23 protein-coding genes and 1 pseudogene are annotated in these 25,809 nt (G+C 64.2%); 10 read left to right on the top strand and 14 right to left on the bottom strand.

Features of this window, described 5'->3' with window-relative positions; all coding sequences use genetic code 11:
* Together J7U37_RS18025 and J7U37_RS25310 are read left to right on the top strand one after the other, a co-directional pair.
* Positions 1 to 112 (top strand): annotated as a pseudogene (locus J7U37_RS18025) (IS630 family transposase); the annotation flags it as partial.
* Positions 113 to 1,519 (top strand): flagellin, encoded by a 1,407-nt coding sequence (locus J7U37_RS25310; protein WP_247636574.1) that lies wholly within the window; start codon positions 113 to 115, stop codon positions 1,517 to 1,519.
* 118 nt (positions 1,520 to 1,637) lie between these two features.
* Here J7U37_RS25310 and J7U37_RS18015 read toward each other — a convergent pair whose 3' ends face one another.
* From J7U37_RS18015 to modA, 4 genes are all read right to left on the bottom strand, one after another.
* Positions 1,638 to 2,042: a hypothetical protein gene (locus J7U37_RS18015; protein ID WP_082503915.1), complete on the bottom strand. Its 405-nt coding sequence runs from the start codon at positions 2,040 to 2,042 to the stop codon at positions 1,638 to 1,640.
* 149 nt (positions 2,043 to 2,191) lie between these two features.
* Positions 2,192 to 3,292 (bottom strand): molybdenum ABC transporter ATP-binding protein, encoded by a 1,101-nt coding sequence (modC, locus tag J7U37_RS18010; RefSeq protein WP_247636573.1) that lies wholly within the window; start codon positions 3,290 to 3,292, stop codon positions 2,192 to 2,194.
* Positions 3,289 to 4,014: a molybdate ABC transporter permease subunit gene (gene modB, locus J7U37_RS18005; RefSeq protein ID WP_247636577.1), complete on the bottom strand. Its 726-nt coding sequence runs from the start codon at positions 4,012 to 4,014 to the stop codon at positions 3,289 to 3,291. The genes modC and modB overlap by 4 nt, the downstream gene beginning before the upstream one ends.
* A gap of 46 nt (positions 4,015 to 4,060) precedes the next feature.
* Positions 4,061 to 4,852: a molybdate ABC transporter substrate-binding protein gene (gene modA / locus J7U37_RS18000; RefSeq protein ID WP_247636572.1), complete on the bottom strand. Its 792-nt coding sequence runs from the start codon at positions 4,850 to 4,852 to the stop codon at positions 4,061 to 4,063.
* Between the two features lie 404 nt (positions 4,853 to 5,256).
* Between modA and J7U37_RS17995 the strand changes: the two genes are divergently transcribed.
* From J7U37_RS17995 to J7U37_RS17970, 6 genes are all read left to right on the top strand, one after another.
* Positions 5,257 to 6,195 carry a 50S ribosomal protein L11 methyltransferase gene (locus J7U37_RS17995; protein ID WP_247636571.1) on the top strand — a complete coding sequence of 313 codons (939 nt, stop codon included), beginning with the start codon at positions 5,257 to 5,259 and terminating at the stop codon, positions 6,193 to 6,195.
* A 22-nt stretch (positions 6,196 to 6,217) separates the two neighbouring features.
* Positions 6,218 to 8,044, top strand: a complete 1,827-nt coding sequence (locus J7U37_RS17990; protein ID WP_247636576.1) for an aminopeptidase P family protein — start codon at positions 6,218 to 6,220, stop codon at positions 8,042 to 8,044.
* Positions 8,045 to 8,215: 171 nt separating this feature from the next.
* Positions 8,216 to 10,384 (top strand): protein-disulfide reductase DsbD domain-containing protein, encoded by a 2,169-nt coding sequence (locus tag J7U37_RS17985; RefSeq protein WP_247636570.1) that lies wholly within the window; start codon positions 8,216 to 8,218, stop codon positions 10,382 to 10,384.
* A gap of 417 nt (positions 10,385 to 10,801) precedes the next feature.
* A complete protein-coding gene (locus tag J7U37_RS17980) occupies positions 10,802 to 12,034 on the top strand; it encodes an MFS transporter (protein WP_247636569.1) in 1,233 nt (410 codons plus the stop codon).
* Positions 12,035 to 12,213: 179 nt separating this feature from the next.
* Complete coding sequence (locus J7U37_RS17975; protein ID WP_156633731.1) at positions 12,214 to 12,366, top strand: hypothetical protein; 153 nt, start codon at positions 12,214 to 12,216, stop codon at positions 12,364 to 12,366.
* A gap of 57 nt (positions 12,367 to 12,423) precedes the next feature.
* On the top strand, positions 12,424 to 12,792 hold the full coding sequence (locus tag J7U37_RS17970; protein ID WP_247636568.1) for a hypothetical protein: 369 nt from the start codon (positions 12,424 to 12,426) through the stop codon (positions 12,790 to 12,792).
* Between the two features lie 23 nt (positions 12,793 to 12,815).
* On the opposite strand, the gene tolB is transcribed toward J7U37_RS17970, so the two are convergent.
* From tolB to ybgC, 5 genes are all read right to left on the bottom strand, one after another.
* Positions 12,816 to 14,135 (bottom strand): Tol-Pal system beta propeller repeat protein TolB, encoded by a 1,320-nt coding sequence (gene tolB / locus J7U37_RS17965; protein ID WP_247636567.1) that lies wholly within the window; start codon positions 14,133 to 14,135, stop codon positions 12,816 to 12,818.
* 151 nt (positions 14,136 to 14,286) lie between these two features.
* A complete protein-coding gene (gene tolA / locus J7U37_RS17960) occupies positions 14,287 to 15,693 on the bottom strand; it encodes a cell envelope integrity protein TolA (RefSeq protein ID WP_247636566.1) in 1,407 nt (468 codons plus the stop codon).
* A 13-nt stretch (positions 15,694 to 15,706) separates the two neighbouring features.
* Entirely contained in the window at positions 15,707 to 16,153 is a 447-nt protein-coding gene (locus J7U37_RS17955; protein WP_247636565.1) for a biopolymer transporter ExbD, read from the bottom strand.
* A 27-nt stretch (positions 16,154 to 16,180) separates the two neighbouring features.
* Positions 16,181 to 16,897, bottom strand: a complete 717-nt coding sequence (gene tolQ / locus J7U37_RS17950) for a protein TolQ (RefSeq protein ID WP_056178834.1) — start codon at positions 16,895 to 16,897, stop codon at positions 16,181 to 16,183.
* Between the two features lie 252 nt (positions 16,898 to 17,149).
* Entirely contained in the window at positions 17,150 to 17,593 is a 444-nt protein-coding gene (gene ybgC / locus J7U37_RS17945) for a tol-pal system-associated acyl-CoA thioesterase (protein ID WP_247636564.1), read from the bottom strand.
* Positions 17,594 to 17,975: 382 nt separating this feature from the next.
* Between ybgC and J7U37_RS17940 the strand changes: the two genes are divergently transcribed.
* A complete protein-coding gene (locus tag J7U37_RS17940; protein ID WP_247636563.1) occupies positions 17,976 to 20,735 on the top strand; it encodes an EAL domain-containing protein in 2,760 nt (919 codons plus the stop codon).
* 9 nt (positions 20,736 to 20,744) lie between these two features.
* On the opposite strand, the gene ruvB is transcribed toward J7U37_RS17940, so the two are convergent.
* From ruvB to ruvA, 4 genes are all read right to left on the bottom strand, one after another.
* A complete protein-coding gene (ruvB, locus tag J7U37_RS17935; RefSeq protein WP_282103961.1) occupies positions 20,745 to 21,797 on the bottom strand; it encodes a Holliday junction branch migration DNA helicase RuvB in 1,053 nt (350 codons plus the stop codon).
* A 657-nt stretch (positions 21,798 to 22,454) separates the two neighbouring features.
* Entirely contained in the window at positions 22,455 to 22,952 is a 498-nt protein-coding gene (bfr, locus tag J7U37_RS17930) for a bacterioferritin (protein ID WP_056178826.1), read from the bottom strand.
* Positions 22,953 to 23,014: 62 nt separating this feature from the next.
* Positions 23,015 to 23,272, bottom strand: coding sequence for a (2Fe-2S)-binding protein (locus tag J7U37_RS17925; RefSeq protein WP_247636561.1), 258 nt, complete (start codon positions 23,270 to 23,272; stop codon positions 23,015 to 23,017).
* Between the two features lie 254 nt (positions 23,273 to 23,526).
* Entirely contained in the window at positions 23,527 to 24,144 is a 618-nt protein-coding gene (ruvA, locus tag J7U37_RS17920) for a Holliday junction branch migration protein RuvA (RefSeq protein ID WP_056178824.1), read from the bottom strand.
* A 176-nt stretch (positions 24,145 to 24,320) separates the two neighbouring features.
* Here ruvA and J7U37_RS17915 point away from each other — a divergent pair, with 176 nt between their 5' ends.
* A complete protein-coding gene (locus J7U37_RS17915) occupies positions 24,321 to 24,962 on the top strand; it encodes a YceI family protein (protein WP_247636560.1) in 642 nt (213 codons plus the stop codon).
* Here the strand turns inward: J7U37_RS17915 and J7U37_RS17910 are convergent.
* A complete protein-coding gene (locus tag J7U37_RS17910; protein ID WP_247636559.1) occupies positions 24,946 to 25,716 on the bottom strand; it encodes a hypothetical protein in 771 nt (256 codons plus the stop codon). The genes J7U37_RS17915 and J7U37_RS17910 overlap by 17 nt on opposite strands.
* Positions 25,717 to 25,809: the final 93 nt, after the last annotated feature.

Genomic DNA, 25,809 nt, shown 5'->3' with positions numbered 1-25,809 from the left:
GGCCGAGCGCACGGTCGATCGGCTCTGGACTGTCGTCGGCAATCTGCTCGACGCCTTCACCCCAACCGAGTGCGCAAACTACTTCGCTGCCGCCGGTTACGATCCGGAGTAGGTGGAAACCGCTCTAGGCTTCGGCAAGCCCACGACCGCTCCTACAGCGGCGACGCTTACGGGTGCAAACTTCGGTGGTGCGGTGGCGTTCAGCGCTTCGACCGGCTCGTATCTCAATGTAAGCGATGGTATCACGAGCGCTAGCCTGTCCGTGGATTCAAACAGCCTAAAGTCTGATGGTACCGCCCTTGGTACCGGCAACCTGGCAGCTGCGGACGTTGCAGATGCATACAACGTTCAGTTGGCTGCGTCAGGCTCCTCTATCCGGGCTGAAATCTCCGGAAGTGCCATCGCGTTCAAATCTGCCGACCTGGGTTCGACAGCCGTTGTTGATGTCAAAATCCGCGCTGCTTCAGTGGATACCGGCTTTGGTACTGCGGTCGGCAACGCAACTGGTACAGCCGTTGCTGGTGCTGCCGGATCCGGTGGTATCACTGGACTCTCCGCGCTCGGCGCCGACGCTTCAGACGGTTCGGCCAAAGCGATCATCACGGGTTCGATCGCTGTTCCGAATACAAATGACTACACCACAACGCCGAAGGACTCTTCCTTTACTATCAAGCTTGGCGATAATCAGGCCAAGAAAATCACCCTTAACAGCTCTAACCTTGATGCAACAGCGACTCCGGCTGAGATTGTCGCCGCAATCAACACCCAATTTAAGGCCGACACGGGCTTGAGCGGCAAAGTCGAGGCTAGCCTTGATAGTGCCGGAAAACTCCAGATCAACTCGACCGCAATCGGCGCAGACCAGAAGATTACAATCAACGCAGCACAGACTACAATTCTTGCCAACCAGATCGATATCGGCTTTGGTCAAGCTGCAGCTACGATCAAGCCTGCTGTGCGGACGGCTGTAGGGGTCAATAGTTCCGGTTCGACCAACTCGACCCGCACGTCGCTGTCTAAGCAGTTCAACGAGTTGCTGAACCAGATCACCCAGCAGGCCAAGGACTCGAGCTACAACGGCATTAACTTGCTCTACCGTTCAGGGGATGATGCGAAAGAGAACTCCCTGAAGGTGACCTTCAATGAGACTGGCTCGTCAAGCATCACCATCTCGGGCTCTAAGCTGGACTCCGATGGTCTCGGCCTCACGGCTGTGACCGGCGGCTTCCAGAACGATGACGAGATCAACAAGACGCTGACGGCCATCACGGCCGCCACCAGCCAGCTTCGCGCGCAGGCCTCGACCTTCGGCTCCAACCTCTCGGTGGTGCAGAACCGTCAGGACTTCTCGAAGAACCTGATCAACATCCTCGACACCGGATCGGCCAACCTGACGAACGCGGACCTCAACGAGGAAGCCGCCAACTCCCAGGCCCTGTCGACCCGCCAGTCGCTCGGCATCTCGGCGCTCTCGCTCGCGAACCAGGCGAACCAGGGCATCCTGCAGCTCCTCCGCTAAGGGATAAGCCCGTCGCCGGCCTTGGGGCCGGCGGCTTTCTCCATCTTTCCATCGAACCGTATAAAAAAGGCCGGGGCTCATCGCCCCGGCCTTTTTTCGTTTGGGTCGGCGCTTCGGCTCAAGCCGTAAGGTCGAGCGGACGAGCAGATAGCTTGGCCCGGGCCTCGGCTGCCTCGGCATAGGCGCGGGCCTTGAGCACCACCGGGTCCGGCAGTTGTATCACCACGTCACCCGAGGCCGGATCGACTTCCTGATAGATCACTGTCTTGGTGTCCTGGTCGATCCGGATACGCGGCTCCATCGCGGCCTGAGCCGCTCGTGGGGTTCTGGCGTCCTCGTCCGGTTCAGGAGCCCGTGCCGTCCCGATCCGGGCATCGGAACTCTGGTCCTGACTGCGGATATCGACCTTGACCGCAGGCGCAAGGGGAGCTGGAGCCTGGACAGGCTGAACGGGAGAGATCGGGGCCGGCGTTGCGCCGACGACGTAGGATGCTGGCGTCGCGCCTAGGCTGGGGATCGACATCGCACGCTCCTGCGGTCCGGCTGTTGCGGTCGTCTTCTAGACACGACGCGCGACGTGAATGGGATCTTAAGGAATCCGTTCGGGCGCGAGGATCTTGATCCGCAAGCTCAAGCCGACAATAAATTCAGCACTCGAATTTTAACGACCCATCAGATCTCGATCGCACCAACTCCGTGAGGGTCGAAGGCTACGCTCTTAATAATCGCGAAGACGGGCGTGCCGGGGGCAAGGCTAAGATCCTGAACGGAGGCCCGCGTCAGGCGCGCGGAGAGTACGGCACCGCTGCAATCCACCTCCACCAGCACGGCACCCTCGGCCTGATCACGAAGGGCCGAGACGCGGCCGCTCAGTCGGTTGCGAGCGCTCAGGCCCCGCGGATCGTCAAGAGAGAGCAGAACGTCGCGGGCGGGCACGTGGATTCGTACGGTGGTTCCGACCGCCTGGCTCAGACGTGGCACCAGCAGGCGCCCTGCACGGCCGGAGAGACGTGTCAGCCCTGCATTCGGCACGTCCGCCTCCACCACCATGTCGAGGAGCGCGCCGGCCTGGGCGGCATGAAAGACGCCGAGGTCACCCCGCCGCAGGATGGCCTCGGCGGGTCCGGCGGCGGCGATTCGGCCGCCCTCCAACACCACGATGGTGTTGGCGAGCCGGGCCACCTCGGAGACCGCATGGCTGACATACACGATGGGGAGGCCGGCAGCGTCGCGCAGGCGTTCGATCAAGGGCAGGATCTCGGCCTTGCGCTCGGCATCGAGGGCGGCCAGCGGTTCATCCATGAGAAGAAGGCGGGGCCGCGACAGCAGCGCCCGACCGATCGCGACCCGTTGGCTCTCGCCACCGGAAAGACCTACGACCTGCCGGTCGAGGAGATGGCCGATGCCCAGAAGATCGATCACTGCCCCTGGTTCGAGCCCGGCTGCATCGCGCAGCCCGCGCGCGAACCAGCGCCCATAGGCAAGGTTCTGCCGCACCGAGAGGTGGGGTATCAGCCGCGCCTCCTGAAAAACCGTTCCGATCCGACGCCGATGCGTGGGCACATGGATGTTGCGGACCGTGTCGAGGAGGATTTGATCGTCCAGGGCGATCCGGCCCCGGTCCGGTCGAACCAGCCCGGCCATGCAGGCGATCACCGTGCTCTTGCCCGACCCTGAGCGGCCGAACAGAACGGTCAGCCCAGGAGGCGCCGTGAAGGCCGCGTCGAGGTCGAAGGCGTCCCGCTTGAGAGCGAGATCCACCGTGATCGTCATGCCCCCCCGCCTCCTCTCGCCATCTGCTCATGACCTTGGCCCAGCCGACGCCCAAGTCTGCGGGCGAGAAGCTCCGAAATGAGCAAGGCCCCCATCGAGATGGCCACCGAGATCAGGGTGAGACGTAGGGCGCCCGCTTCGCCACCGGGCACCTGGGTCAGCGTATAGATCGCCGACGGCAGGGTCTGGGTCTCGCCGGGGATATTCGAGACGAAGGTGATGGTCGCCCCGAACTCCCCCATCGCCTTGGCAAAGGCCAGGACCGTGCCGGCCAACACACCCGGCAGAGCGAGCGGCAGAGTTACGGTGAGAAAGACGGCGAAGGGGCTGGCGCCCAGGGTCGCGGCGGCTTGCTCCACTCGACGATCCACGGCCTCCAGGGACAGGCGCATGGCCCGAACCATCAGGGGGAAGCCCATCACGGCGCAGGCTAGTGCTGCTCCGGTCCATCGGAAGGAGAGCACGATGCCGAACTCGGCCAGCATGCTCCCGAAGGTACCCCGTCGCCCGAAGGCGAGAAGGAGGAGGTAACCCGTCACGACGGGCGGCAGGATCAGCGGTAGATGGACCAGACCATCGAGAAGCGCACGCCCTGGAAAGCGCTTCCGCGCCAGCACCCAGGCGATCGCAAGCCCCGGGACGAGGCTTGCCAAGGTGGCGACGGCCGCGACGCGCAGGCTCAGCGCGATCGCGCTTCCCTCGTCCGGAGTCAGGCCGAACATGTCCAGAAGCGGATTGACCAAGGATCGTGGACCCGGATCGGACCGGTCAGGTCCGATCTTCCACGCCGATAAACGAGAACCCCTGGCGTTCGAAGAATACCCGTGCGGCCGGACTGCGCAGATAGGCGAGAAACTCCGCTGCGTCCGGGTTGGTTGAAGCCTTGGTGAGGGCGACAGGATAGATCACGGGCGGGTGGCTCGCAGCCGGAAACGGAGCGATGACCTTGACGCTCGTGTCCGAGATCGCATCCGTTGCATAGACGATGCCGAGGGGCGCCTCGCCGCGGGCGACGAGGAGGAGAGCGGCGCGGACATTCTCGGCCTGAGCGACCCGGTCCTTCACGCTGTCCCAAGCCCCAAGCGTTTCGAGGGCGGCCTTTCCATATTTTCCCGCCGGGACCGCTTCGACATTGCCCATGGCGATGCGTCCCTTACCCAGAGCCTTCGTGAGGTCGAGACCCGGCTTGAGATCGACGGTGAGAGACGAGTCCTTCGGCGCGATCAGCACCAACGCATTGCGCAGAAGGCTGGTGCGGGTCGAAGCCTGAATGCTGCCCTTGACCGCCACGTAGTCCATCCAGGCAAGATCGGCGGAGAAGAACAGATCGGCAGGCGCGCCAGCCTCGATCTGCTTGGCCAGAGCGCTGGACGCTGCATAGGAAATCCTGGTGGTCTTTCCCGTGGCCTTCGTCCAGGCCCCGCTAACATCATCCAGCGCGTTCTTCAGGCTGGCGGCCGCGAAGACCACCACCGGCGCCTCGGCACAGGCAGGGGTTCCAGCGACTGCCAGGACCAGGCACAGGATCGCACCGAGCCACGCCCGCCGAATCTGCACCATCACCCTGTCTCCCGTTGCCAGCCAAGCCGATCCGGCAGGTCGGCCATAGCATGGTTCGGAACAACGCCGTCAGTTGCCGCGATCTTCGTCCTCCGAGGGCGAGCGCTCCGAGCGGTGCAGACGGCTCAACAGAACCAGCATCGAACCGGGAAGTGGCCCCATCAAAGTTTCGGCATCCGAAAAGATGCCCCGGTCGCGAACGAGGCGACGGCGGGCCTTGGACCTCTCTGCGAGGACGACCGGCGTTCGACCGCCGGTTCTTCTGATTTTCATACGCACAACGCACGCTCCGAAACCGACGTGAGCCTGGAGAAGCCACAGCAAACGCAGATCTCACGCTTACGTTCCGGCCAAGCTTCCGCGCCTGGTGGCGGCGGGACGTCGCGGGTGATAGAGCCCCGGGCATGCTCGAAGGCCTGCCCCCCCACCGCCCGACCCATGTGCTCCGCCTCCTCACCGATGAGGGCTCGGCGCGCGCGATGACCGATCTTCTCGGCGAGATGTTCGACCCGACTCAGACAGCGGTCGCCGCCTTCGAGGCGGAGGACGGACAGACGTGGAGGCTGGAGGCCTACTTCGCCGACGCCCCAGACGAGGACATGATCCGCGACTTGATCCGGCCCGTGGTGGGTGAACAGGCGGATGTCGCGAGCTTCGAGACCATCGATCAGCAGGATTGGGTCCGTGCATCCCTGGAAGGCCTGAAGCCCGTGCGGGCCGGACGCTTTCTCGTTCATGGCAGCCACGACCGCGACACGGTGCGGGCGAACGATCTTGCCATTGAGATCGAGGCGGCGCTGGCTTTCGGGACCGGCCATCACGGTACGACACTCGGCTGCCTCAAAGCCTTGGCGGAGATCCTCAAGCGCGGGCGCCCCGCCCACGTGCTCGATGTCGGCACCGGCACCGGCATCCTGGCCTTCGCTGCGGCCAAGGCGCTTCATACACCGGTCATCGCTGGAGACCTCGATACCGAAGCGGTGACCACCGCGGTCGGCAATGCCCGCCTCAATGGCCTCGGGCCGGTGCTGCGGCTCTACCAGGGACCGGGCGTCCGCCATGCGCTCGCCGATCGACCGCGCCGGTTCGACGTGGTCTTCGCCAATATCCTGGCGCGCCCCCTGAAGGGCTTGGCACCCTCCCTCACGGCGGTCGTTGCCGATCAAGGTATCCTGATCCTGTCCGGCCTGATCGAGCGCGACGTCCCGGGCGTCCTCTCGACTTACCGCCACCGCGGGTTTCACCTCGCCCGTCACGGCCTGATCGAGGGCTGGGCCACCCTGGTGCTGAAACGTGGCGGCAGCGCCCCACGTCCGCGTCGAGGCTGGTTGCGGCACTCCTGAGCCCGGCGTAACCCTGGGCGCCATGACCCGCGCCCGTTTCCAGACCTTCGATGATCCGAGCCACAGCCAGGGCGCAAGCCGCATCCGGGCCCTCCGTGACGCCCTGCGTGCAGCCGGGCTCGATGGGTTCGTGGTCCCCCGTGCCGACGAGCATCAGTCCGAATATGTCGCCCCGCAAGCCGAGCGCCTCGCTTGGCTGACCGGCTTCACTGGATCGGCTGGTACCGCCGTGATCCTGCACGATGAAGCCGCGCTCGTCGTCGACGGACGGTATACCCTGCAGGCGCCGGCTCAGGTCGATACCGCCATCATCACTCCGGTACCGCTGGCCGAGAGTCCCGTCGCGGCCTGGGTCGGCGCCCACCTTAAGCCGGGCGAAGTTCTTGCCTACGATCCCTGGCTTCACACGCCCGACAGCGTGGCGCGCCTGGGGCGAGCAGCGAGTAAAGCCGGAGCGACCCTCCGAGCCGTGGAAGCGAATCCTGTCGACAGCGTCTGGACCGACCGGCCCGGCTCACCCGCGGGCAGCGTGGTGGTCCATCCCTTGGCGTTCGCTGGAGAGGCCGCAGCCGAAAAGCTCAGTCGCATCCGTGCTGCCCTGGCTGATGTCGATATTGCGGCTCTGGTGATCTCCGATCCGCATAACCTCGCCTGGGCCTTCAACCTGCGCGGCTCCGATGTAGCGCATACGCCTCTGGCGCTCGGCTATGCAGTGGTGCCGCACGAAGGGCGCGCCACCCTCTACCTGATGTCGCCGAATCTCAGCCCGGAGTTGCGCACCGCACTGGAACCTCTCGCCGACCTTCATCCGCGCGCAGCCTTCGAGGATGGTCTCGCCGCGCAGGCGGCAAACGCCGCCCGTGTCAGGCTCGATGCCGGCACGGCGGCCTACGCCTTGAAGCTTCGTGTCGAGGCGGCCGGCGGGGTGGCTGATCTCGGCCCCGATCCGATCACCGCCATGAAGGCCGTCAAAAATTCATCGGAAATCGCCGGCACCCGGGCGGCGCATCACCGTGATGGCGTCGCGGTCACACGCTTCCTCGCTTGGCTCGATGGCCAGGGCGAGGGGCTGACCGAGATCGCCGCGGTCGAAGCGCTGGAGGATTTTCGTGCGGAGAGCGGCCTTCTCCGCGATGTCTCGTTTCCAACGATCTCGGGCAGCGGCGCCAACGGTGCCATCGTGCACTACCGGGTGAGCCGGGAAACCAACCGACACATCCTGCCTGGCGAGCTGTTCCTGGTGGATTCCGGAGCACAATACGAAGATGGGACCACCGACATCACCCGTACGGTGGCGATCGGCATGCCGTCGGAAGCGATGCAGGATCGTTTCACACGCGTCTTAAAAGGACATCTGGGCATTGCCCGCGCGGTCTTCCCGCAGGGAACGACGGGTGCGCAGATCGATTCCTTCGCGCGCCTTCCACTCTGGGAAGCCGGGCTCGACTTCGACCACGGGACGGGCCACGGGGTGGGGGTCTTTCTGTCGGTCCATGAGGGGCCGCAGCGCATCGCCAAGACCGGAATGGTCGCCCTCGAACCGGGCATGATCCTTTCGAACGAGCCGGGCTACTACAAGCCGGGCGCCTACGGCATTCGGCTGGAAAACCTCGTCCTTGTCGAAACGCGGACGATATCCGGCGGCGAACGGCCGATGCTCGGTTTTGAGACCCTGACGTTGGCGCCCTTTGATCGGCGTCTCATTCGCCTCGATCTGCTGACCCCCGAGGAGCGAACCTGGATCGACAGCTACCATGCGCGGGTATGTGCCGAATTGAGCCCGGGTCTGGACGTTGCAACCCGGAACTGGCTCGAGCAGGCCACGCGGCCATTGACCACCGTCGCTTGAGGCAGAGCCGCACCGGGCAGCAGACATGCACCGACCGTGCGACGATCCTATCGACTCCGCCTGGCTGGTCCGGCTCGGAAAAATCGGAGACAGAGGGTCTCGCGGCTTCGGCATTTTGTGCCCGCGTGGAACGGACGTAACCTCGCCGCTTCCGGAACCGAATAGGCCCTGATGATCCGGCTTCTCGCCCTGGCGCTTACGCTGTTCGGTCTCCTCCTTCCTGTCGTGCATGCGCAGGGATTCAAGGTGCCGACCGACCTGGTGAAGGCGTCCCTCGTTGGGGAGCCTTCTGCGATCCGGCCTGGCGAGCCCTTCACGGTCGGCATCCGCTTGGTGATGCGTCCGCATTGGCACATCTACTGGCGCAATCCTGGGGATTCTGGCCTCGCCCCGGAGATTGCCTGGACCTTGCCCAAGGGATTTTCGGCTGGCCCGATCCAGTGGCCGGTGCCGAGCCGCATCCCGGTCGCGCATCTGATGAATTTTGGCTACGAGGGCGAGGCTGTTCTCCTGGCCGAGATGATGCCACCGGCCACGCTGGCGCCGGGTAAGGCCGTGACGCTGCAAGCCAAGCTGACCTATCTTGTCTGCGAGCGCGAATGCGTGCCCGGGTCGGCCGAGCTTCGCCTGCCCCTGCCGGTCGCCGCGAGCGGCACCAGTTCTGGAACGGCACCGGGCGCGATGATGCTGTTTGCGGAAGCTAGAGCAGCCCTGCCAGTTCCCGCGCCTTGGCCGGTGCGCTACGGCAGCGAGAACGGGCGTCTGCAGATCCACCTTGCCACGTCTTCCGACGTCAGGGCGTCTGCGGTTGCCTACTTCCCCTATGCGGAGACCGCGATCGAGAATGCGGCGTCCCAGCAGGCACGCAGCGATGCCAGCGGGCTGCATATCGATCTGGCACGCGGCGACGCGACGGAGGTCGCGCCGGCAAGCCTGCCGGGCGTTCTGGCCTTCGACGAGACGACGCCTGACGGCGTGGTCCGACGCGCCTACGCGGTCGGGGAGCCACCATCATCTACGGCTCTCGCCTCCACCGCAGCGTCGTCCGCTCCGGCCACGCCGATACCCACCCAGACATCAGAAGACGGGCTAACCCTTTGGAGCGCCGCCGGCCTCGCCTTTCTGGGTGGGCTCCTTCTCAACCTGATGCCTTGCGTCTTCCCGGTCCTGTCGATCAAGGTGCTGAGCCTTGTGCAGCATTCCGGCGAGCCGCTCCGGCGCATTCGGTTGCATGGCCTCGTCTACACCGCAGGTGTCCTGACAGCCTTCCTCACGCTTGCCGGACTGCTGATTGCGCTGAAGGGAGCGGGTGCCGGAATCGGGTGGGGCTTTCAGCTGCAATCGCCGTTGGTGGTCGCGGGCCTTGCCTACCTGTTGTTCGCTATGGGCCTCAGCTTGTCCGGCGTTGTGCATGTTGGTGCGGGGATCGTCGGGATCGGCGACGGACTGAGCCGACGGGCCGGGCTGGAGGGATCGTTCTTCACAGGCATCCTCGCCACCGTGGTTGCAACACCCTGCACCGCGCCCTTCATGGGATCGGCGGTCGGTTTCGCGCTGACGCAGGAGGCTGGTGTCAGCCTGGCGGTATTCGCCAGCCTCGGCCTCGGCCTCGCGCTACCCTTCCTTGTGCTGACGATCTGGCCAGCGGCATTGCAGCGTCTGCCTCGGCCGGGTGCCTGGATGGACACCCTGAAGGGTGCCCTAGCCTTTCCAATCTACGCCACGGTGGCCTGGCTGGTCTGGGTCCTGGCTCAGCAGGTTGGTGCGGCCGGCCTGCTCGCCGCCCTCATCGGCCTCGTCCTCGTGGGATTCGCGGCCTGGGTCTGGGAACGTGGCCAAGCGGCTGGGCGGGTGGGTGGCTGGATCGCACGCGGAACCGCCATCGCGGCGATGGTCGCGCTTGCCGCGCTCATCTTCGGACTCGACCGGGACAGATCCACGTCCACAACGGCGCAGGCGGAGCAGGACGCTTTCAGCCAAGCGCGTCTCGATGGACTTCTGGCAGAGGGCAAGCCGGTCTTCGTGAACATGACGGCAGCCTGGTGCATCACCTGCCAAGTCAACGAGCGCGTCGCCCTGCGATCCGATGCCGTTCAGGCTGGTTTGAAGGCGCGCGGAATTACTTATCTCAAAGGTGACTGGACCAACCAGAATCCCGAGATCACCCGCCTGCTTGAGCGCCACGGACGGAGCGGAGTTCCGCTATATCTCCTGTATGCAGGCTCTAAAGAGCCGACCGTCCTACCGCAGATCCTGACGCCCGGCCTGGTTCTGGAGGCTCTGAGTACGGTGTCTGTCTCAGCCGCCGATCGCAGCGCAGCCCTGAGCACTGGGCCATAGATCGAACCGAGCGTAGGCCAGACTCTGATGCCAGCGGGTATTCCAACGGCCACGCGGGCGAGGCGCGCCCGCTCACGGCTCGCATCGTCGCCGATGCTTTCTGCACCAAGCGTCCCTACAAGGCGGCCATGCCGCATGAGGAGGCGCGGAATTTCATCGAGAAGGACTGGGGCCGTCACAACGACCCGGCCTGCGTCGACGCCTTTCTGACCCGTTGGGAACAATGTCGTTCGGATCGACGAAACGCCAACGTCACTCAGTGAAACGTTCCCCGGCATGACCAAGCCTTGGCTCCATATTCCGGAATTGCCGCGCGAGAGTCCCTGCCAAGCTGCCTAACCCCGCCGGGACGGCACACCATCGGAATCTGTTCCGACATGCCTTGACGGGCTGGGCGCCCTCCCCCAGCACCACGCGATGAGCCCTGCTTCCGCGCCGCGATGGACCGTCTTCCGCAATCGCGATTTTCGCCTCTTCGGCTCCGCCCGCTTTCTCACCGGTCTCGCCTTCCAGATGCAGGCGGTCGCCGTCGGCTGGTTCGTCTACGACATCACCCACTCCGCTCTTGCTCTCGGCCTCGTGGGACTGGCGAGTTTCCTGCCCGCGATGCTGTCAGCCTTGGTGGCGGGCCATGTCGCCGACACCTACGATCGACGCATCGTAGCCGCCGCCGCCTACGCGGCCCTGGCTTTGGCCGACCTCGGCCTTCTCCTAGCGGCGCATCTCGGCACCACGACCCTTTGGCCGATCTACGGCCTCGTCGTCGTCATCGGCACCGGTCGTGCCTTCGCCAATCCGGCGTTGCAGGCCCTGCTGCCGACGCTGGTGCCACGCCCCCTGTTCGGTTCGGCCATCGCCTGGAACGCCTCTCTCTGGCAAAGCGCTTCGATCCTCGGGCCGGCGACGGGCGGCTTTCTCTATGCCCTCGGGCCGGCGGTCGTGTTTGGCGCAGCATCCGCCGGTTTCGCCCTGGCCAGCGGTCTTATCCTGGCGATCCGGTTCCGCCCTACCCCGGTTGCAGAGCGCCCACCGGTAACCTGGGCGACGCTGTCGGCTGGTCTGACCTACATCCGCACGCACCCCGTGGTCCTTGGCGCCATCTCTCTCGACCTCGTGGCGGTCTTGCTCGGGGGGGCCACCGCCCTCCTCCCGATCTTCGCGGCCGAGGTGCTGCATGTCGGCCCTCTCGGCCTCGGCGTCTTACGCAGCATGCCGGCGGCCGGTGCGGTGCTCACCGCGGTCGCCCTCGCCTACTGGCCCTTGCAGCGGCGTGCCGGCCTGCGAATGCTTCAGGCGGTGGGGATCTTCGGCCTGGCGACGGTGGGTTTCGGTCTCTCGACTTCTCTGCCGCTGTCGATGGCCTGCCTGTTCGTTACCGGCGCAGCCGACATGATCAGCGTCTTCGTGCGCCAGACCTTCGTTCAGGGTGAGACACCGGATGCGATGCGCGGCCGGGTCTCGGCAGTCAATTCCGTCTTCATCGGCGCCTCCAACGAACTTGGCGAATTTGAATCCGGCACCCTGGCGGCTCTGATCGGCGCCGTTCCCGCGGTCGTGGCCGGTGGACTGGCGACCCTGCTGGTCGCCGCTCTGTGGGGCCGAGTGTTCCCGGCGCTGCGGGCACGGGATCGGCTCCTGTCGGCGGAATGAGGAACGGGACGACCCCTTGCTCGGCATTGCTTCGAGCGAGTGAGGGATACATCGGCTCGGGACAAATCCTTCATCCATGATGCCAAGCCGTATCCGGCACCAATCCGTCCCTCAAAGCCGAGCTTTTATACATGACAGCCGAATGCACGCAGAGGTAGAGATACGAACCGGAGGATGCGATGGCCGACATCAAGGTGGTTGCCGGGAATTGCGGCAAAGGCAGGGGCACGTACCAGGCAGACGTTCTGACCAGCCCGGACGGCGTCGAGCGCTCGGTCGAAAGCATCTTCACCGATGAGGCCCACGGGGACGTCGCAGGCGCACGGAATTGAGGTGGACAGGTTCTCGACGGCCTGAAAGGAAGCCTCGCCCTTGCGTCGAACATCGACTTGAGCGGAACGGCGCTACTCGCCGCCACTGCATTGACCTCAGTGTCGGCCGAAGAGTCTCAGCCTCAGACCTTGCTGGAAATAACATTTCAGGATGGAGGCTTGCTAATCGCCTTGGCCGATCCACGACTTCCGGCTTTGATCAGTAACGATCGAGAGGTCCTGCGACGGGGCTTTGCCCGGGCCGCGCAGCGTGTAGCCCAACCGGTCGATGTCCCGACGAATGCCGAATTAACCCTGGTGGCGACGGCAAGCGATGCTGCGCAAGCCGCCGCAGGCGCCGTTCAGGCAGCGGCCGGAGCTGCCGGTGCCTCGCTGAGTTCCGCCTTCGGTTTCGTCCGTCGGACCGGAGGCTTCGAGCGCGGCTGAAGAACCAGCCGCGCTCGAAGCGTTTACTTCCCCGACAGCAGCGGCGACCAAGTCGGGTCGGACGCGTAGGACGGCGTCGGTACCGGCTGCTCAACCTTGCCGGTGATATCCACCATGTAGAGCTTGCCGCCGCCCTGGCCGCCTGGATCACGGAAAAACAGCACGTATTGACCATTCGGCGCGAAGGTCGGACCCTCGTTGTGGAAGCCTTCGGTCAGCACGCGCTCGCCCGTCCCGTCGGGCTTCATCACGCAGATAGCGAAGCCTCCCTTGCGCTGGCGCGTGAAAGCGATGAGGTCGCCGCGTGGCGACCAGGCCGGCTGCGAGGCCGATCCTTCGCCGAAGGAAATGCGGGTCGGGTTCGAGCCCGAGGCGCTCATGACGTAGATCTGCTGCGAACCTCCGCGATCCGACTCGAACACGATCTGGCTGCCATCGGGTGAGAAGGTCGGCGAGGTATCGATGGCGTTGCCGTTGGTGACCGGCGTCTGCGCCTTCGTGGCGAGGTCCATGATGACGATGTCGGCATTGCCGCCCTCCTGAACGCTCATCACGAGGCGGCGGCCGTCGGGCGAGAACCGCGGGCTGGTGCTCATCGAACCGGATTTGCCGAGCGCCTGCCGGCTCCCGGTCTCGAGGTTGATGACCTGAATACGCGGTTGCTGGCCGGTGGTCTGTGTCATGAAGGCGATGTCTTGAGTCGCCGGCGAATAGCGCGGCGCGACGACGGCGTTGTCGCCGTTGGTGAGCGCCCGCACATTGGCGCCGTCCTGGTCCATCACCATGAGTCGCTTGCGCCGGTTCTCCTTAGAGCCGGACTCGTCCACGAAGGCGATGCGACTGTCGAACCAGGGGCCAAGGCCGGTGATCTTGGTATAGACTGCATCGGAGATGAGATGCCCGGTGCGGCGCGCGTTGGCTGGATCGGTGCCGTATTGCTGACCTGTCATCTGCTGGCCGGAGGTGACGTCCCAGAGCCGAAACTCGACTTTAAGCTTGCCCGAGGCGTCGCGCGCGACACGCCCGGTGATCAGAGCCTGAACACCCGCCGCCTTCCACTTGTCGAAACCCGGGACCGCATCGAAACCCGGGGCCTCGGGGAACTTCCCCTTCTCCACGGGAGTGAAATAGCCGGAGCGACGCAGATTGTTCGTGACTACGCTGGAGACAAGGAGGCCGAGGCTCGGATCACCCGAAAAATCCGTGACCGCAATCGGCATCGGCTGGAACGATCCACCGCCGATGCGCAGGTTGAGTTGCGCCGTCGCCGGGTTGAGGCCGAATAGAACAAGGGCCAGGAGAGCGAGGAGCGACGTCAGGCCCCTGGGAAGACTGGGATGCATGTTCGATTCCGTGGTCGTGGGAATGCGAGGATCGGGGATGGGTTCGGAGCGGCGGGCATGCGTCGACCCGGGACAAGGGACCGAGGCAGGACGAACCACGTCAGCGCCCGGCGTCCGGAAAGCTCTACGCCGTCACCACCTGACGGCGCTATCACACCCGCGAGAACTCGAACTCCGCGTTGATGGCTTTCCAGTCGTTGTAATACGGCGCGTACTGGGTCGGTATCTTGTAGGGGGCACATCGGCGCACGGCGCGCTGAGCCGCCTCGGCGATCGAACGATCGACCGCATTCGCGCCCCCCCGCATGATGCGAGGTTCGGTGGTCAACGTACCATCCGGATTGAGCCGGATATCGAGCATTGGCAGCACCACCCCTTGCGTAGCGCCTGGAGGCGCCACGTAACAACGCTCGATCTGCTGCTGGAGCATTCCCACGAGAGCATCGCGCAGGGACGGTGACAGGCGCTGGGCGTTGCCGGAGGCAGCCCCGAGGGACGCGGTGCGCTGTACCTCTCGGCCTGTGGCGCCGGTGGATTGCGATGGCGCCTTCGTGGCGAGGAGCGAGCGGATATCGCCCGCGCTGAACTTATCCGCGAGTTCGGCCTGCTTCTTGGCCTTGGCTTCCCCATCCGCCTTCGCCTTGGCATCGGCCATCGCCTTGGCCTTCGCCTTGGCGGCGGCATCCGCCTTGGCTTTCGCGGCAGCCTCAGCTTTCGCCTCGGCTTCCGCCTCCGCTTTGGCTTCGGCAAGTTCCTTCTGGCGCTCGGCCTCGGCCTTGGCTTTCGCCTCCGCGGCAGCCTTGGCCTTGGCCTCGGCTTCCTTCTCGGCCTTCGCCTCCGCGTCGGCCTTCGCCTTGGCTTCAGCCTTGGCTTTCCGGGCTGCCTCCGTCCTTGCCTCGGCCTTCGCAGCCTCGGCCTTGGCGGCGGCTTCGGCCTTCGCCTCTGCCTCGGCCTCCTGCTTCTCGATCAGTTCGGCAAGTTGCTCGCGCTTGATGGCTTCAGCCTTTGCCTTCGCAGCGGCGGTCTTCGCTTCGGCCGCTGCGGCTTTGGCCTCGGCAGCGGCCACGGCCTTCGCCTCGGCGGCAGCAGCGGCCTTGGCTTCAGCGGCGGCAGCGGCTTTCGCGGCTTCAGCCTTCGCGGTCTTTTCCGTCGCTTCCGCCTTAGCTGCTTCGGCCTTGGCTGCTTCGGCCTTCGCTTCCTGCGGATCGGGTTCGCTGGAGCGCAGCGGCATCTCCTCGGCGCTCGCCACCTTCATGTCGGCCGGTCGTTTCGGCGGGGCAGGAGCATCGACCTTGGCGTTCTCGGGCTCGCGCTCCTCGAACTTGTCGGCAACGCGGTCGGCCCGAGGCTTGGCGTTCGGCTGCGGCGCGTCGGCATTGCGTTCGCCCTTCGTGAGTTCCGAGTATTGCTGCTCGGTCATCACTTCAACGGGGACACCCTCTTGCGCATCTGGCAGCGCCGGGGCTGCCACCGACAGCAGGGCGACCGTCAGCAAGCCGACGTGCGTCGCGGCCGAGACCCAGACACCCGGTTCACTGCGCTTGAAGGGAATCCGCACCGTCCCGCGCCCGCTACTTCTGATCTGGCTCAGTGACAAGGGCGACCTTCTTGAAGCCGCCCCCGGTTACGATCGCCATCACCTGCGCCACCCGGCCGTAATCCACCCGCTTGTCGCCGCGGACGAAGACCCGCTCGTCGAAGCCGGACTTCGACGTTTCGGTGAGCTTCGGCACGATGGTATCGTCGGAGAGTTCGCTCCCGTCCAGGAACACCTGACCGGACTGACGAATCGACAACGTCACCGGCTTGGTGTCGGAATTGAGTGGGCTCGCCTTTGATTGCGGGAGGTCGAGAGGCACCCCCACCGTCATCATCGGTGCCGCAACCATGAAGACGATGAGCAGCACCAGCACGACGTCGATGAACGGCGTCATGTTGATCTCGTTGATGGCAGCGTGTCGGCGTCCCCGCCGACGCCGTCCGCCCCCGCCCTGCGCTGCTCCGTGGGCCATGCCCATGTTCGTTCCTCGGCTATCGGTGTGGGATCAGGCGACGAGCGAGAGGCGCTCGTCGATCTGCCGCGAGAGGATGGCGGAGAACTCGTCGGCGAAACCCTCGAGGCGCGACTGATTCTTGGCTACCGTCGCCTGCAATTTGTTGTAGGCGAGCACGGCCGGAATGGCAGCAAAGAGGCCGATTGCCGTTGCGAACAGCGCCTCGGCAATGCCAGGCGCCACGACTGCCAGAGAGGTGTTCTTCGAGGCCGCGATCGACGTGAAGGCCGTCATGATGCCCCAGACCGTCCCGAACAAACCGATATAGGGGCCTGCCGAACCGATCGAGGCGAGAAAGAGCAAGCGGGACTCAAGGCGCTCGACTTCGCGCTGGATCGTTACATCGAGCACCTTGTCGATCCGCTGAGACAAGCTCTGGATCTGACGTCCAGAACCCTCGAAGGAGCGTTTCCACTCCCGCATGGCGGCCACGAACAAAGCGCCTTGCCCGACGGCCGGACGATCGTTGAACGAGCGGTAGAGTTCCTCGAGCGACCGCCCGGACCAGAATGCCTCCTCGAAGGCGTCCATCTCAGCCTTGGTCCGACGAAACAGCAGCGTCTTGTCAACGATGATCGACCAGCACCAGATCGATGCGCCGATCAGCCCGAGCATCACGACCTTCACGACGAAATGCGCCTGAAGGAACAGGCCGAGCAGCGTCATGTCTGGGGCCGGCATCGCCTGCATGGCATCGGCTGGGTTCATGACATGATCCTCGAAAAACCCCGCGCGCAGGCGTCACGGATTCGGCGGTCGACTCACGCGCCTCAATCAGAACCTTGTGCGATTTCAAGGCTCAATGGCTCGCGAATCTGTCGAAAGTATGGGGCGGCCTTGTGCGTCGCACACGCCCGCTCTCGGATCAGTTAAGCATGCGTCAGGGTTAACATTCCCTTGCCGTCCCCAGAGGTGAAGGTCGCCCTCATCCCGGCGAGGTCCGGGAGATCAGTCCATCGTTCAGCGGCTTGACTGCAGGTGATCACCGCTTTGGTCCGGCGCGAGTCTCAGGCGCAAACTGTCGGGCAGGCGGACTGCCCGACCGTCGCGAACGCAAGCGACGACGACCTCCGCCTTCACCAGTCCCTCGTCCCCGCGCCGAACCTCTTGGGCGAGGTGCATTGACGCGCCCTTCATCGCGGTCGTCCAGGTCCCGACCATCAAGATGTCGTCCATCCGCGCGGGCTTGGCATAATCAATCACCATCCGTCGAACCACGAAATGCACACCTTCCGCATCTCGATGCAGATCGGACTGATCACCGGCGAGACTACGCAGAAGTTCTGTGCGCCCCCGCTCCATGAAACGGAGGTAGCTCGCATGGTAGACGAAGCCGGAAAAGTCCGTGTCTTCATAGTAGACGCGCACTTGCAGGGTGTGTTCGCCAGGATTCCCGAGGGTCAACGGTGAGGCTCCCGAATTCGTGATGGGGTACGGCGTGGATTGCGTCCTCGCCGCGTTTTGCGGCAGCAGTCAAAGGGATCGTCCACGCCGCTTTGAGGGAGGCGGACCGTTTGGATCGCTTAGTGGCTGGCGGCTCTAACAGATTCGCGATCTCGAGCAACGAAGATCCACTTCAATGCTCGGCCGATTAAAACCAGCGCGTGCAAACCATCCCAAGCACCGCCGCGCGCAGGTCGGGAGGTCTCATAGGAAAAATTAACCCGTTTCCTCACTGGTCGCAGGAGAAGCGCCTGTGCGCAGAGCTCTTGGCTCATTTACGAAGCTGACTTGAGCGTTGCTGCATCAGTGAGCAAGCCATGATGATGGTGCTCAGGATGGTGTCATGCTTTTGGCTAAGGCTCGCATACGATTTTCTCACCTGATCAATGTGACAAAAAACCTTCTCTCCAAATCCTTTGTCTTACCGACACTGGCAGGTGCCTTGCTCGGACTCGTCATTGCGGCGAGCGCAGTCTTGTTCGTTATGGACCTTCACGACCGTGCTGTCTCCGACACGGAGCAGAACCTCATCAGCTTGACGACCGTCCTGGCAGATCAGGCCGACCGCGCCCTCCAGGCGATCGAATTGGTGCAGGAGGCAGTCATCGACGAGGTCCGAGCGGCCGAGATCACGACGCCGGCGGCATTCGACGTCCATCTCACGACGCGCGCCATGCACGAATCCCTCCGGGCTCGAACGGCGGCCCTGCCCCAGGTCAATGCTGTGACAGTGGTCGACCATACCGGGAGGCTGCGCAACTTCACGCGGTTCTGGCCGATCCCCGACGTCAATATCTCCGACCGGGACTACTTCCAAGCGCTGGCATCAGATCCTGCGCTCCAGCGCTTCATCAGTGAACCGGTCCAGAATCGCGGCAACGGAACCTGGACGCTCTATATCGCCCGCAAGATCTCCGCCCCAGATGGCAACTTCCTAGGTCTCGTACTCGGGGCCGTAGAGTTGCATTACTTCACCGGCCTTTACAGCCAGATCGCGCCACAACCCGACTATGTCATCTCCATGTTCCGGACAGACGGGGTTCTTCTGGTCCGCCATCCGCATTGGGAGGGTGCGATCGGGCGCGGCTATTCGACGACCGGTGCCGCCCTGATCGCCGCGCAGAATCGGGCCGGCGGTGTCACTCGAACCGTCAGCCCTATCGATGCACAGGACCGTTTCGTCGCGACCAGAACTCTGTCGAATTACCCTGCGATCCTGAGCGTCAGCCGGACTACAGCGGCGGCGCTCGCACCCTGGCACCGTCACGCTATGGTGCTCGGCCTGTCGGCAGGCTTGCTCGATCTCGGCCTCGTCGGCCTTCTGGTGCTTGGTTTCCGTCAGGCCCGCGGACAGGAGATGCTACTGCGCGCTGAGGAGCAAGCCCGGAGCGAACGCGACCTCCGTCATCAGTATGCTCGCTTCGGGATCGCACTGGACAACATGGCGCAGGGCGTTTGCCTGTTCGACTCGGACGACAGGCTCGTCGTCATGAATGCGCGTTACATCGAACTTTACGCTGTGCCGTCGGACCTGCGCCGGCCCGGAACGACACTTGCCTCGATCCGGGCCTATCTTGTCGCGTGCAACGGCGATCGAGGCCCGCCCTGGCCGAACAGGGAGCGTGCTTGGGAAATGCCGGCAGCCTTCACCTGGGATCTCGCGGATGGGCGAGCCATCGCCATCAAGCACGTTCCCAACCGTGATGGCTGGCAATGCACGCATGAAGATATCACCGATCGGCGCCAGAGTGAGGCGCAGATCCTTCGGATGGCGCGTCACGATACGCTCACCGGCCTTCCGAACCGTGCCTTCCTGCGCGAACATTTGGAGACCGTCCTCGATCGACGGATCTCCGGATCGCTCACGGCTGCCCTGTATCTCGACCTCGACGGCTTCAAGATGGTGAACGACACGCTCGGCCACCCGGCCGGCGATGCCCTCTTACGCCAAGCTGCACAGCGCCTGCAGGACTGCCTGCGGGCGACGGACTTCGTCGCCCGTCTGGGCGGCGACGAGTTCGCTATCGTCCAATCCGGGATCGCCGATCCCGCGGATGCGGCTGATCTCGCAGCGCGCATCGGCGCCATGCTCCAGATCCCGTTCACGCTTCAGGACCAGGAGATCGTGGTCGGGACAAGTATCGGCATTGCGGTCGTGGATGCGGAGGCCGACACCGACAGCGATACCATTCTGCGCCGTGCCGACGTGGCCCTGTATCAAGCCAAGGCAGCGGGTCGCGGAACCTGGCGTTTCTTTGCAGACGATATGGATACGGCGATCCAGCGACGTCATCGTCTCGGAGCTGAGCTACGCCGCGCCTTGGCTGCTGGCCAGTTCGAGTTGCATTATCAACCCCTCGTCGCGGTGCGGACTCGCACCCTCAACGGCTTCGAGGCCCTGCTGCGCTGGCGCCATCCCGAGCACGGTCTGATCAGCCCCGCGACGTTCATTCCGCTGGCGGAGGAGACCGGATTGATCCGGCCCATCGGGGCCTGGGTGCTGGCTCAGGCTTGCCACGATGCGGTCGATTGGCCGGATGCTCTTAAAGTCGCGGTCAATCTCTCGTCCGTGCAGTTCGTCCGGGGCGACCTCGTCAATGACGTAGCCCAAGCGCTGATGCGTTCCGGGCTTCCCGCAAGCCGCCTGGAACTCGAGATTACGGAATCCGTGCTGCTCCAGGACAATGCCGAGACCCTGAGGACCCTCCATCGACTCCAAGCCCTCGGTCTGCGGATCGCCATGGACGATTTCGGCACCGGTTATTCCAGCGTCAGCTACCTGCGGCGCTTTCCCTTCGACAAGCTCAAAATCGATCAGAGCTTTGTCCGGACTCTGGGGCGGGAAGCAGGCAGCATCGCCATCGTCCGGGCGATGGTGGGTCTAGGTAAGGCCTGCAACATGGGTGTTGTGGCCGAAGGTGTCGAAACGCTGGAGCAGGCCGCCATTTTAGAAGCCGAGGGCTGCGATGAAGTGCAGGGCTTCCTGTTCAGCCGTCCCCTTCCGCTCGCAGACCTGACGAGCTTTCTCGCGAACCCGCCATCCGCAATATCGAGCTTTCACGAAGCCCGGGTCGACGCGAAGCCGCAACGCGACGCGGCCTGATGGGTCGGTTCAGGCGTCCGGATCGTCCGCACTGAACAGGCCGAACTGCCCGCGCGATTCGCGTCGGGGCTCGGGAAATCCCATATGCCGGAAGGCATGGGGAGTGAGCATCCGCCCGCGCGGCGTCCGCTGAACGAAGCCCTTTTGGATCAGGAACGGTTCGATGATGTCCTCGATGGCATCGCGCGGTTCGGACAGCGCGGCAGCGATGGTCTCGATCCCTACGGGTCCACCGTTGAAAGATTGTGCGATCATCGTCAGGTACTTGCGGTCCATGACGTCGAGACCCACCGGATCGACGTCGAGGAGTTGAAGCGCCCGGTCGGCGATAGCACGCGTCACCGTGGGGGCATCGGCCACGATGGCGAAGTCGCGCACTCGGCGCAGGAGCCGCCCAGCGATACGGGGCGTGCCTCGCGCACGCTTGGCGATCTCGTTGGCCCCCTCGGCCGACATGCCGAGGCCCAGCACCCGGGCGCCGCGGCTCACGATCAGTTCGAGTTCATCGACGTCGTAGAATTCCAGGCGGATTGGAATGCCGAAGCGGTCGCGCAAGGGCGTGGTCAGCAGGCCAGCACGGGTCGTTGCGCCGACCAGAGTGAACTTAGGCAGCTCGATTTTCACCGAGCGCGCAGCCGGTCCTTCGCCGATGATGAGGTCGAGCTGATAATCCTCCATCGCTGGATAGAGGATTTCTTCCACCGCCGGATTAAGACGGTGAATCTCATCGATGAAGAGTACGTCGCGCTCTTCGAGGTTGGTGAGCTGCGCCGCCAGATCACCCGCCTTGGCGATGACGGGACCGGAGGTCGATCGGAAGTTCACCCCGAGCTCACGCGCCACGATCTGCGCCAGCGTCGTCTTGCCGAGGCCGGGCGGGCCAACGAACAGGACGTGATCGAGCGCGGAACCAGTCTTCTTGGCCGACTCGATGAAGATGCTCATGTTGGCACGCGCCGCCCGCTGTCCGATGAACTCGGACAGGCTCAACGGGCGGATCGATTGCTCCAGGTCATCCTCGCGCCGCTCGGGCGTGAGCAGCGACTCGGGCAGCGGGTGCAGGGTCGGCGATTTTGGCGCCGACGCCTTCGAGGCGGGTCTCGGAGGTTTGCTCACACGGACTCTCGGTAGTGGGCAGCGGCGCCCGCGTCCATCATCTGTTCTGGTGGCCGATGTCGCATAAAGGCGCCGCGCGCGCTACATTGCGTCGTGGAACAGGACCTCCGCAACGGCTCGGAAAGGGCTCGGCCACCCGGAGCGGAGCGCGGCGCCGTCAGCAGTGCGTTGCACGCGTACGAAGGGGCGGCCCTTGATAACTTTGAGGACCTTCTCGGCGACAAGCCCGGCAACGAACGCTGGGAGTCGATCGGTGGGTATGAATGGCGCGTCGCGCCGAGAGTGACATCGGCGGATAGCCTCAGCGGCCTATTCGAGGTTCTCCGACCCGGGATGGAAGCTCGGGACCATATCGACGCGTGGCAGGTTTAATCGCGATTGCCGTCCCTCAAGCTCTACGTACCGGCAACACGGGACCAACCGTATGTCGAAATCGACGTCCGGTCAGAGGCGAGTTGGAGCCGCTTTCCTGTGCCTGAAGGCCTCGAAACCATTCTGGACCTCCCAGCGGCTCGGGTTACGCTCCGGCTGCGTGGGATCTGCCACGGCGTCTTCACCGGGCGAGCGCCGCGCTTGAAGCCCGGCGCCCGAGGCGTTCCGACTTTACTCGGCTTCCGGAGCGATCGGCTCCAGGCCGCCGATATGCTTCTGCGCGTAGAGCGGCAAGCCGATCTGCGAGATTAGCTCCAGCTGCGTCTCGAGGAAGTCGATATGGCCTTCCTCGTCTTCGGCCAAATCCTCGAACAGGCGCTTCGAGACGCGATCGTTGATCGAATCACAATATTTGGCAGCTTCAAGGTACAGGGCGCGTGCCTCATTTTCGGCAGCGAGGTCGCACTCGATGATCTCCTGGACGTTCTGGCCGATCCGCAGGGGATCAAGTTCCTGGAGGTTCGGGAAGCCGTCGAGGAACAGAATGCGATCGACGAACCGATCCGCATGGTTCATTTCTTCGATGGATTCCTTGCGCCAGAACTTGGCGAGATCGATGTAGCCCCAATCATTGAGCATGCGGAAATGGAGCCAATACTGGCTAACCGCCGTTAGCTCGCTGCGCAGTCCTCGATTAAGGTACTCGACGACCTTCGCATCACCCTTCATCCGCCCAATCTCCCTCGAAGCACGTTAAGCTGGAGGGGAGCTTCAGCACCCGGAATGGGCGCTCAGGCGGCGATCCCCTCCTCCGCAGTTTGGACCTTGACCAAACTACAGGAGCTCGCGCAAGTCGCCATACACGCATGCGTCGCCTCATCGAGGGCATTTTGTAGAATGCCGCGGATGGTCCGGGCGCAGCGCCCGCATTTCGGGCTGCACCCTAGGCAGGCCTGAACCTGGGCCGGCGTACGCGGACAATCTGGGCCACGATGCAGGCAGGCGCGCACAGCGCGGTCGGACAGGACGTTGCAGGAACAGACGATCATTGGGACCGTAACTCGTGCGTGGCTCGTGCCGCTGGGTGAGGCCATCGGGTAGGAAGACCCCGATTGCTCCGTCGAAGGATGAGCGACAGTGATGCTTGAGCGCGAAAACCGAACCCATGCATCGAATTGGCCGCCAGATTAGAATTATTGAAAACTGCTTTGCTATCAGCAGGTTAGGTCTTCGCGTCCGATCTGGCAACGGATGATGGCGAAGTCAAGGACGCAATCGTCTCGCGCGCAAGATGATGTCCACCTCAGCGAGCGAGTTCGCGCAGGCCCAGCCGGATCAGCGTCTTCGCCTCTGCGCTCTCGCCGGCCTGCTTCAACGCCTCGGCAATGGCAGAGGACGCCTGAACAGGAGCGTAGCCGAGATTGACCAAGGCCGAGATGGCATCCGTGACGGGTTGTGGCGCAGTGCGATTCTCGACCGCACCCGATAGCGCGATCACCGCAGGATCGATTGCTGCGAAGGCGGGGGCCTTGTCCTTGAGTTCCGCCACAAGGCGGGCGGCCAGACGCGGACCGACACCGGGTGCACGCGCGACCGCCCCCTTGTCCCCCATGGCGATAGCCGAGGCCAGGGCCGACGGCTCGAGCACCGAGAGCAACCCAAGAGCGACCTTGCTCCCCACACCCTGTACGGTCTGGAGTAGGCGGAACCACTCGCGCTCGGCATCCGAGCGGAAGCCGTAAAGCCGGATCATGTCCTCGCGGACGTGAGTCTCGATCGCCAAATCTGCCGCCTCGCCGATTCCAGGCAGGCGCTGGAGCGTCCGGGCGGAGCAGTGAACCACGTACCCCACCCCCTGGACGTCGAGGATCACAAAGTCCTCGCCGTAGGAATCAATCACCCCCTTCAGCTTGCCAATCATCGCCTCAACCATTCTCCTGCCGCCGGAATGCCTACAAGGCGGCACACCGGAGCGCCATGTGCCGCGTCGCGCCAACGACACGCGACTGTTCCCTCCCCGGCCTCGCATGTCTTGAGGCCGCGCGAGGTTCGTGAAATCAAAGGCGCTTGACCCCAGACACACGGATGACCGACCCGATGCGCCAAACCGCGCTGTTCCTCGCCTTCGGATTCCTGCTCACCGCCGGCGCGGTCGCGGCCGTCGAGACACCGGCGACTGCCCCTGTGCCTTCGGCAGCGCCCTCCAGCGATCCAACTCAGGTGCGTCGGGGCTCCTATGTCCTCGATCCCGCACACGGCAAGATCACTTGGTCGGTGAGCCACCTCGGATTCTCGACCTATTACGGGTCGATCACGGATGTGAGCGCTCAGGCGGTGCTTGACCCGAAGGAACCCGGAAAATCCAGTCTCACGGTCACCATCGGTACGGACAGCATCAGTGGCCTCAACGACCACCTCAATCAGAACCTGAAGTCCCCCAACTTCTTCGATACCGCGAAGTTTCCGAGGGCGACCTTTACGGCCACAAGCATCGAACCGACCAGCCCGACCACGGCGCGGATCAACGGCGACCTGACCCTGAAGGGCGTGACCAAGCCGTTCGGGTTCGACGCGACCTTCAATCAGGCCGGGACCAATCCGGTGAGCAAGGCCTATACCGTGGGGTTCGACGGACGGGCTGTCATCAAGCGCTCCGATTTCGGCATCAGCGCCTACCTGCCGATGATCGGCGACGAAGTTTCCCTGCGTCTCGAGGGTGAATTCAAGGCTGTAGAGTGACCCCACGCCCGGGCGCCCGCAGCCAGCGATAGATCTCGGCGAGCAGAGCCGTCACCAGCACCAGCATCGCCATTTCGAGCAAGGCGGAAGCAAGAATCCGAATCGCCAAAACGAACGGGGAGAGATCCGCGCCAGCCCGCTCGGGCCCGTGAAGCATGCGGTCGATGAAGCCCAGGGGCAGAATGGCTGCGACGAGGATCAGGCCAATCCGTCCCGCCGACCCACGGGTCATCGCGATCACCGCGCGCAGGTTCGCATCGGGAGCGCCGGCTGCCAGGGCAGGCGCAAGCATGCTGGTCCAGATCTGCAGGATCAGGATGGCGATCCACGCCGAGAGGCCGGGGATCACCCGGGCTGATCCGAAAGTGTCGGTCGATAGCACCCGATCCAATACACCACTGACCAGAAGCCAGAACAGTTCGAGAGCGAGGAAGTCCTGGAAGGGGCCGGCTCGCCCAGTGACGATCGCCTGCACAGAACCATCGACTCCGATGATCGTCCGGAACATCGCCATCCAGTAGGGGGCGAGTAGAATCGTACAGATCCCATCGACCAGGAAAATGTCTTCGTGGAAGCGGACGGTTGCGGCCGCATCAGCCATCAGCGTGTGCGCCGCTTCCTTGGCAAGAACGACGAGGAACGCGAAGGTTGTGGCAGGGCCGAGACTGCGCATGGACGGAGGCGCGACGATCAATGCATTTCGAAACGTGTCCGCTATCGGTAGCGTCGGACGCGTCACTCCAGGATCAGCCATTTCGCTCGATCTCCACCCAAGCCGTTGGGATGCTTCGAAGGTGCGAACCGCCTAGCCGGGATAGGTGCATGGCCTTGACGCACAAGTTGGGGC

Origin of the sequence: Methylobacterium sp. 37f (assembly GCF_023093475.1) — a bacterium.
Taxonomy (GTDB): Bacteria; Pseudomonadota; Alphaproteobacteria; order Rhizobiales; family Beijerinckiaceae; genus Methylobacterium.
Note: the sequence above shows the minus strand (reverse complement) of the source record. Positions and strands in the feature narration are given on the sequence as shown.

Excerpts from the sequence above, each read along its gene's own strand:
- ruvA (WP_056178824.1), bottom strand. The coding sequence starts at position 24,144 with ATGATTGGCAAGCTGAAGGGGGTGATTGATTCCTACGGCGAGGACTTT.
- tolQ (WP_056178834.1), bottom strand. The coding sequence starts at position 16,897 with ATGAACCCAGCCGATGCCATGCAGGCGATGCCGGCCCCAGACATGACG.
- J7U37_RS17980 (WP_247636569.1), top strand. The coding sequence starts at position 10,802 with ATGAGCCCTGCTTCCGCGCCGCGATGGACCGTCTTCCGCAATCGCGAT.
- J7U37_RS17940 (WP_247636563.1), top strand. The coding sequence starts at position 17,976 with ATGCTTTTGGCTAAGGCTCGCATACGATTTTCTCACCTGATCAATGTG.
- modC (WP_247636573.1), bottom strand. The coding sequence starts at position 3,292 with ATGACGATCACGGTGGATCTCGCTCTCAAGCGGGACGCCTTCGACCTC.
- modB (WP_247636577.1), bottom strand. The coding sequence starts at position 4,014 with ATGTTCGGCCTGACTCCGGACGAGGGAAGCGCGATCGCGCTGAGCCTG.
- J7U37_RS17990 (WP_247636576.1), top strand. The coding sequence starts at position 6,218 with ATGACCCGCGCCCGTTTCCAGACCTTCGATGATCCGAGCCACAGCCAG.
- modA (WP_247636572.1), bottom strand. The coding sequence starts at position 4,852 with ATGGTGCAGATTCGGCGGGCGTGGCTCGGTGCGATCCTGTGCCTGGTC.
- J7U37_RS17955 (WP_247636565.1), bottom strand. The coding sequence starts at position 16,153 with ATGGGCATGGCCCACGGAGCAGCGCAGGGCGGGGGCGGACGGCGTCGG.
- J7U37_RS18015 (WP_082503915.1), bottom strand. The coding sequence starts at position 2,042 with ATGTCGATCCCCAGCCTAGGCGCGACGCCAGCATCCTACGTCGTCGGC.
- J7U37_RS17975 (WP_156633731.1), top strand. The coding sequence starts at position 12,214 with ATGGCCGACATCAAGGTGGTTGCCGGGAATTGCGGCAAAGGCAGGGGC.
- J7U37_RS17910 (WP_247636559.1), bottom strand. The coding sequence starts at position 25,716 with ATGGCTGATCCTGGAGTGACGCGTCCGACGCTACCGATAGCGGACACG.
- tolB (WP_247636567.1), bottom strand. The coding sequence starts at position 14,135 with ATGCATCCCAGTCTTCCCAGGGGCCTGACGTCGCTCCTCGCTCTCCTG.
- J7U37_RS17915 (WP_247636560.1), top strand. The coding sequence starts at position 24,321 with ATGCGCCAAACCGCGCTGTTCCTCGCCTTCGGATTCCTGCTCACCGCC.
- J7U37_RS17925 (WP_247636561.1), bottom strand. The coding sequence starts at position 23,272 with ATGATCGTCTGTTCCTGCAACGTCCTGTCCGACCGCGCTGTGCGCGCC.
- bfr (WP_056178826.1), bottom strand. The coding sequence starts at position 22,952 with ATGAAGGGTGATGCGAAGGTCGTCGAGTACCTTAATCGAGGACTGCGC.
- J7U37_RS17995 (WP_247636571.1), top strand. The coding sequence starts at position 5,257 with ATGCTCGAAGGCCTGCCCCCCCACCGCCCGACCCATGTGCTCCGCCTC.
- J7U37_RS17985 (WP_247636570.1), top strand. The coding sequence starts at position 8,216 with ATGATCCGGCTTCTCGCCCTGGCGCTTACGCTGTTCGGTCTCCTCCTT.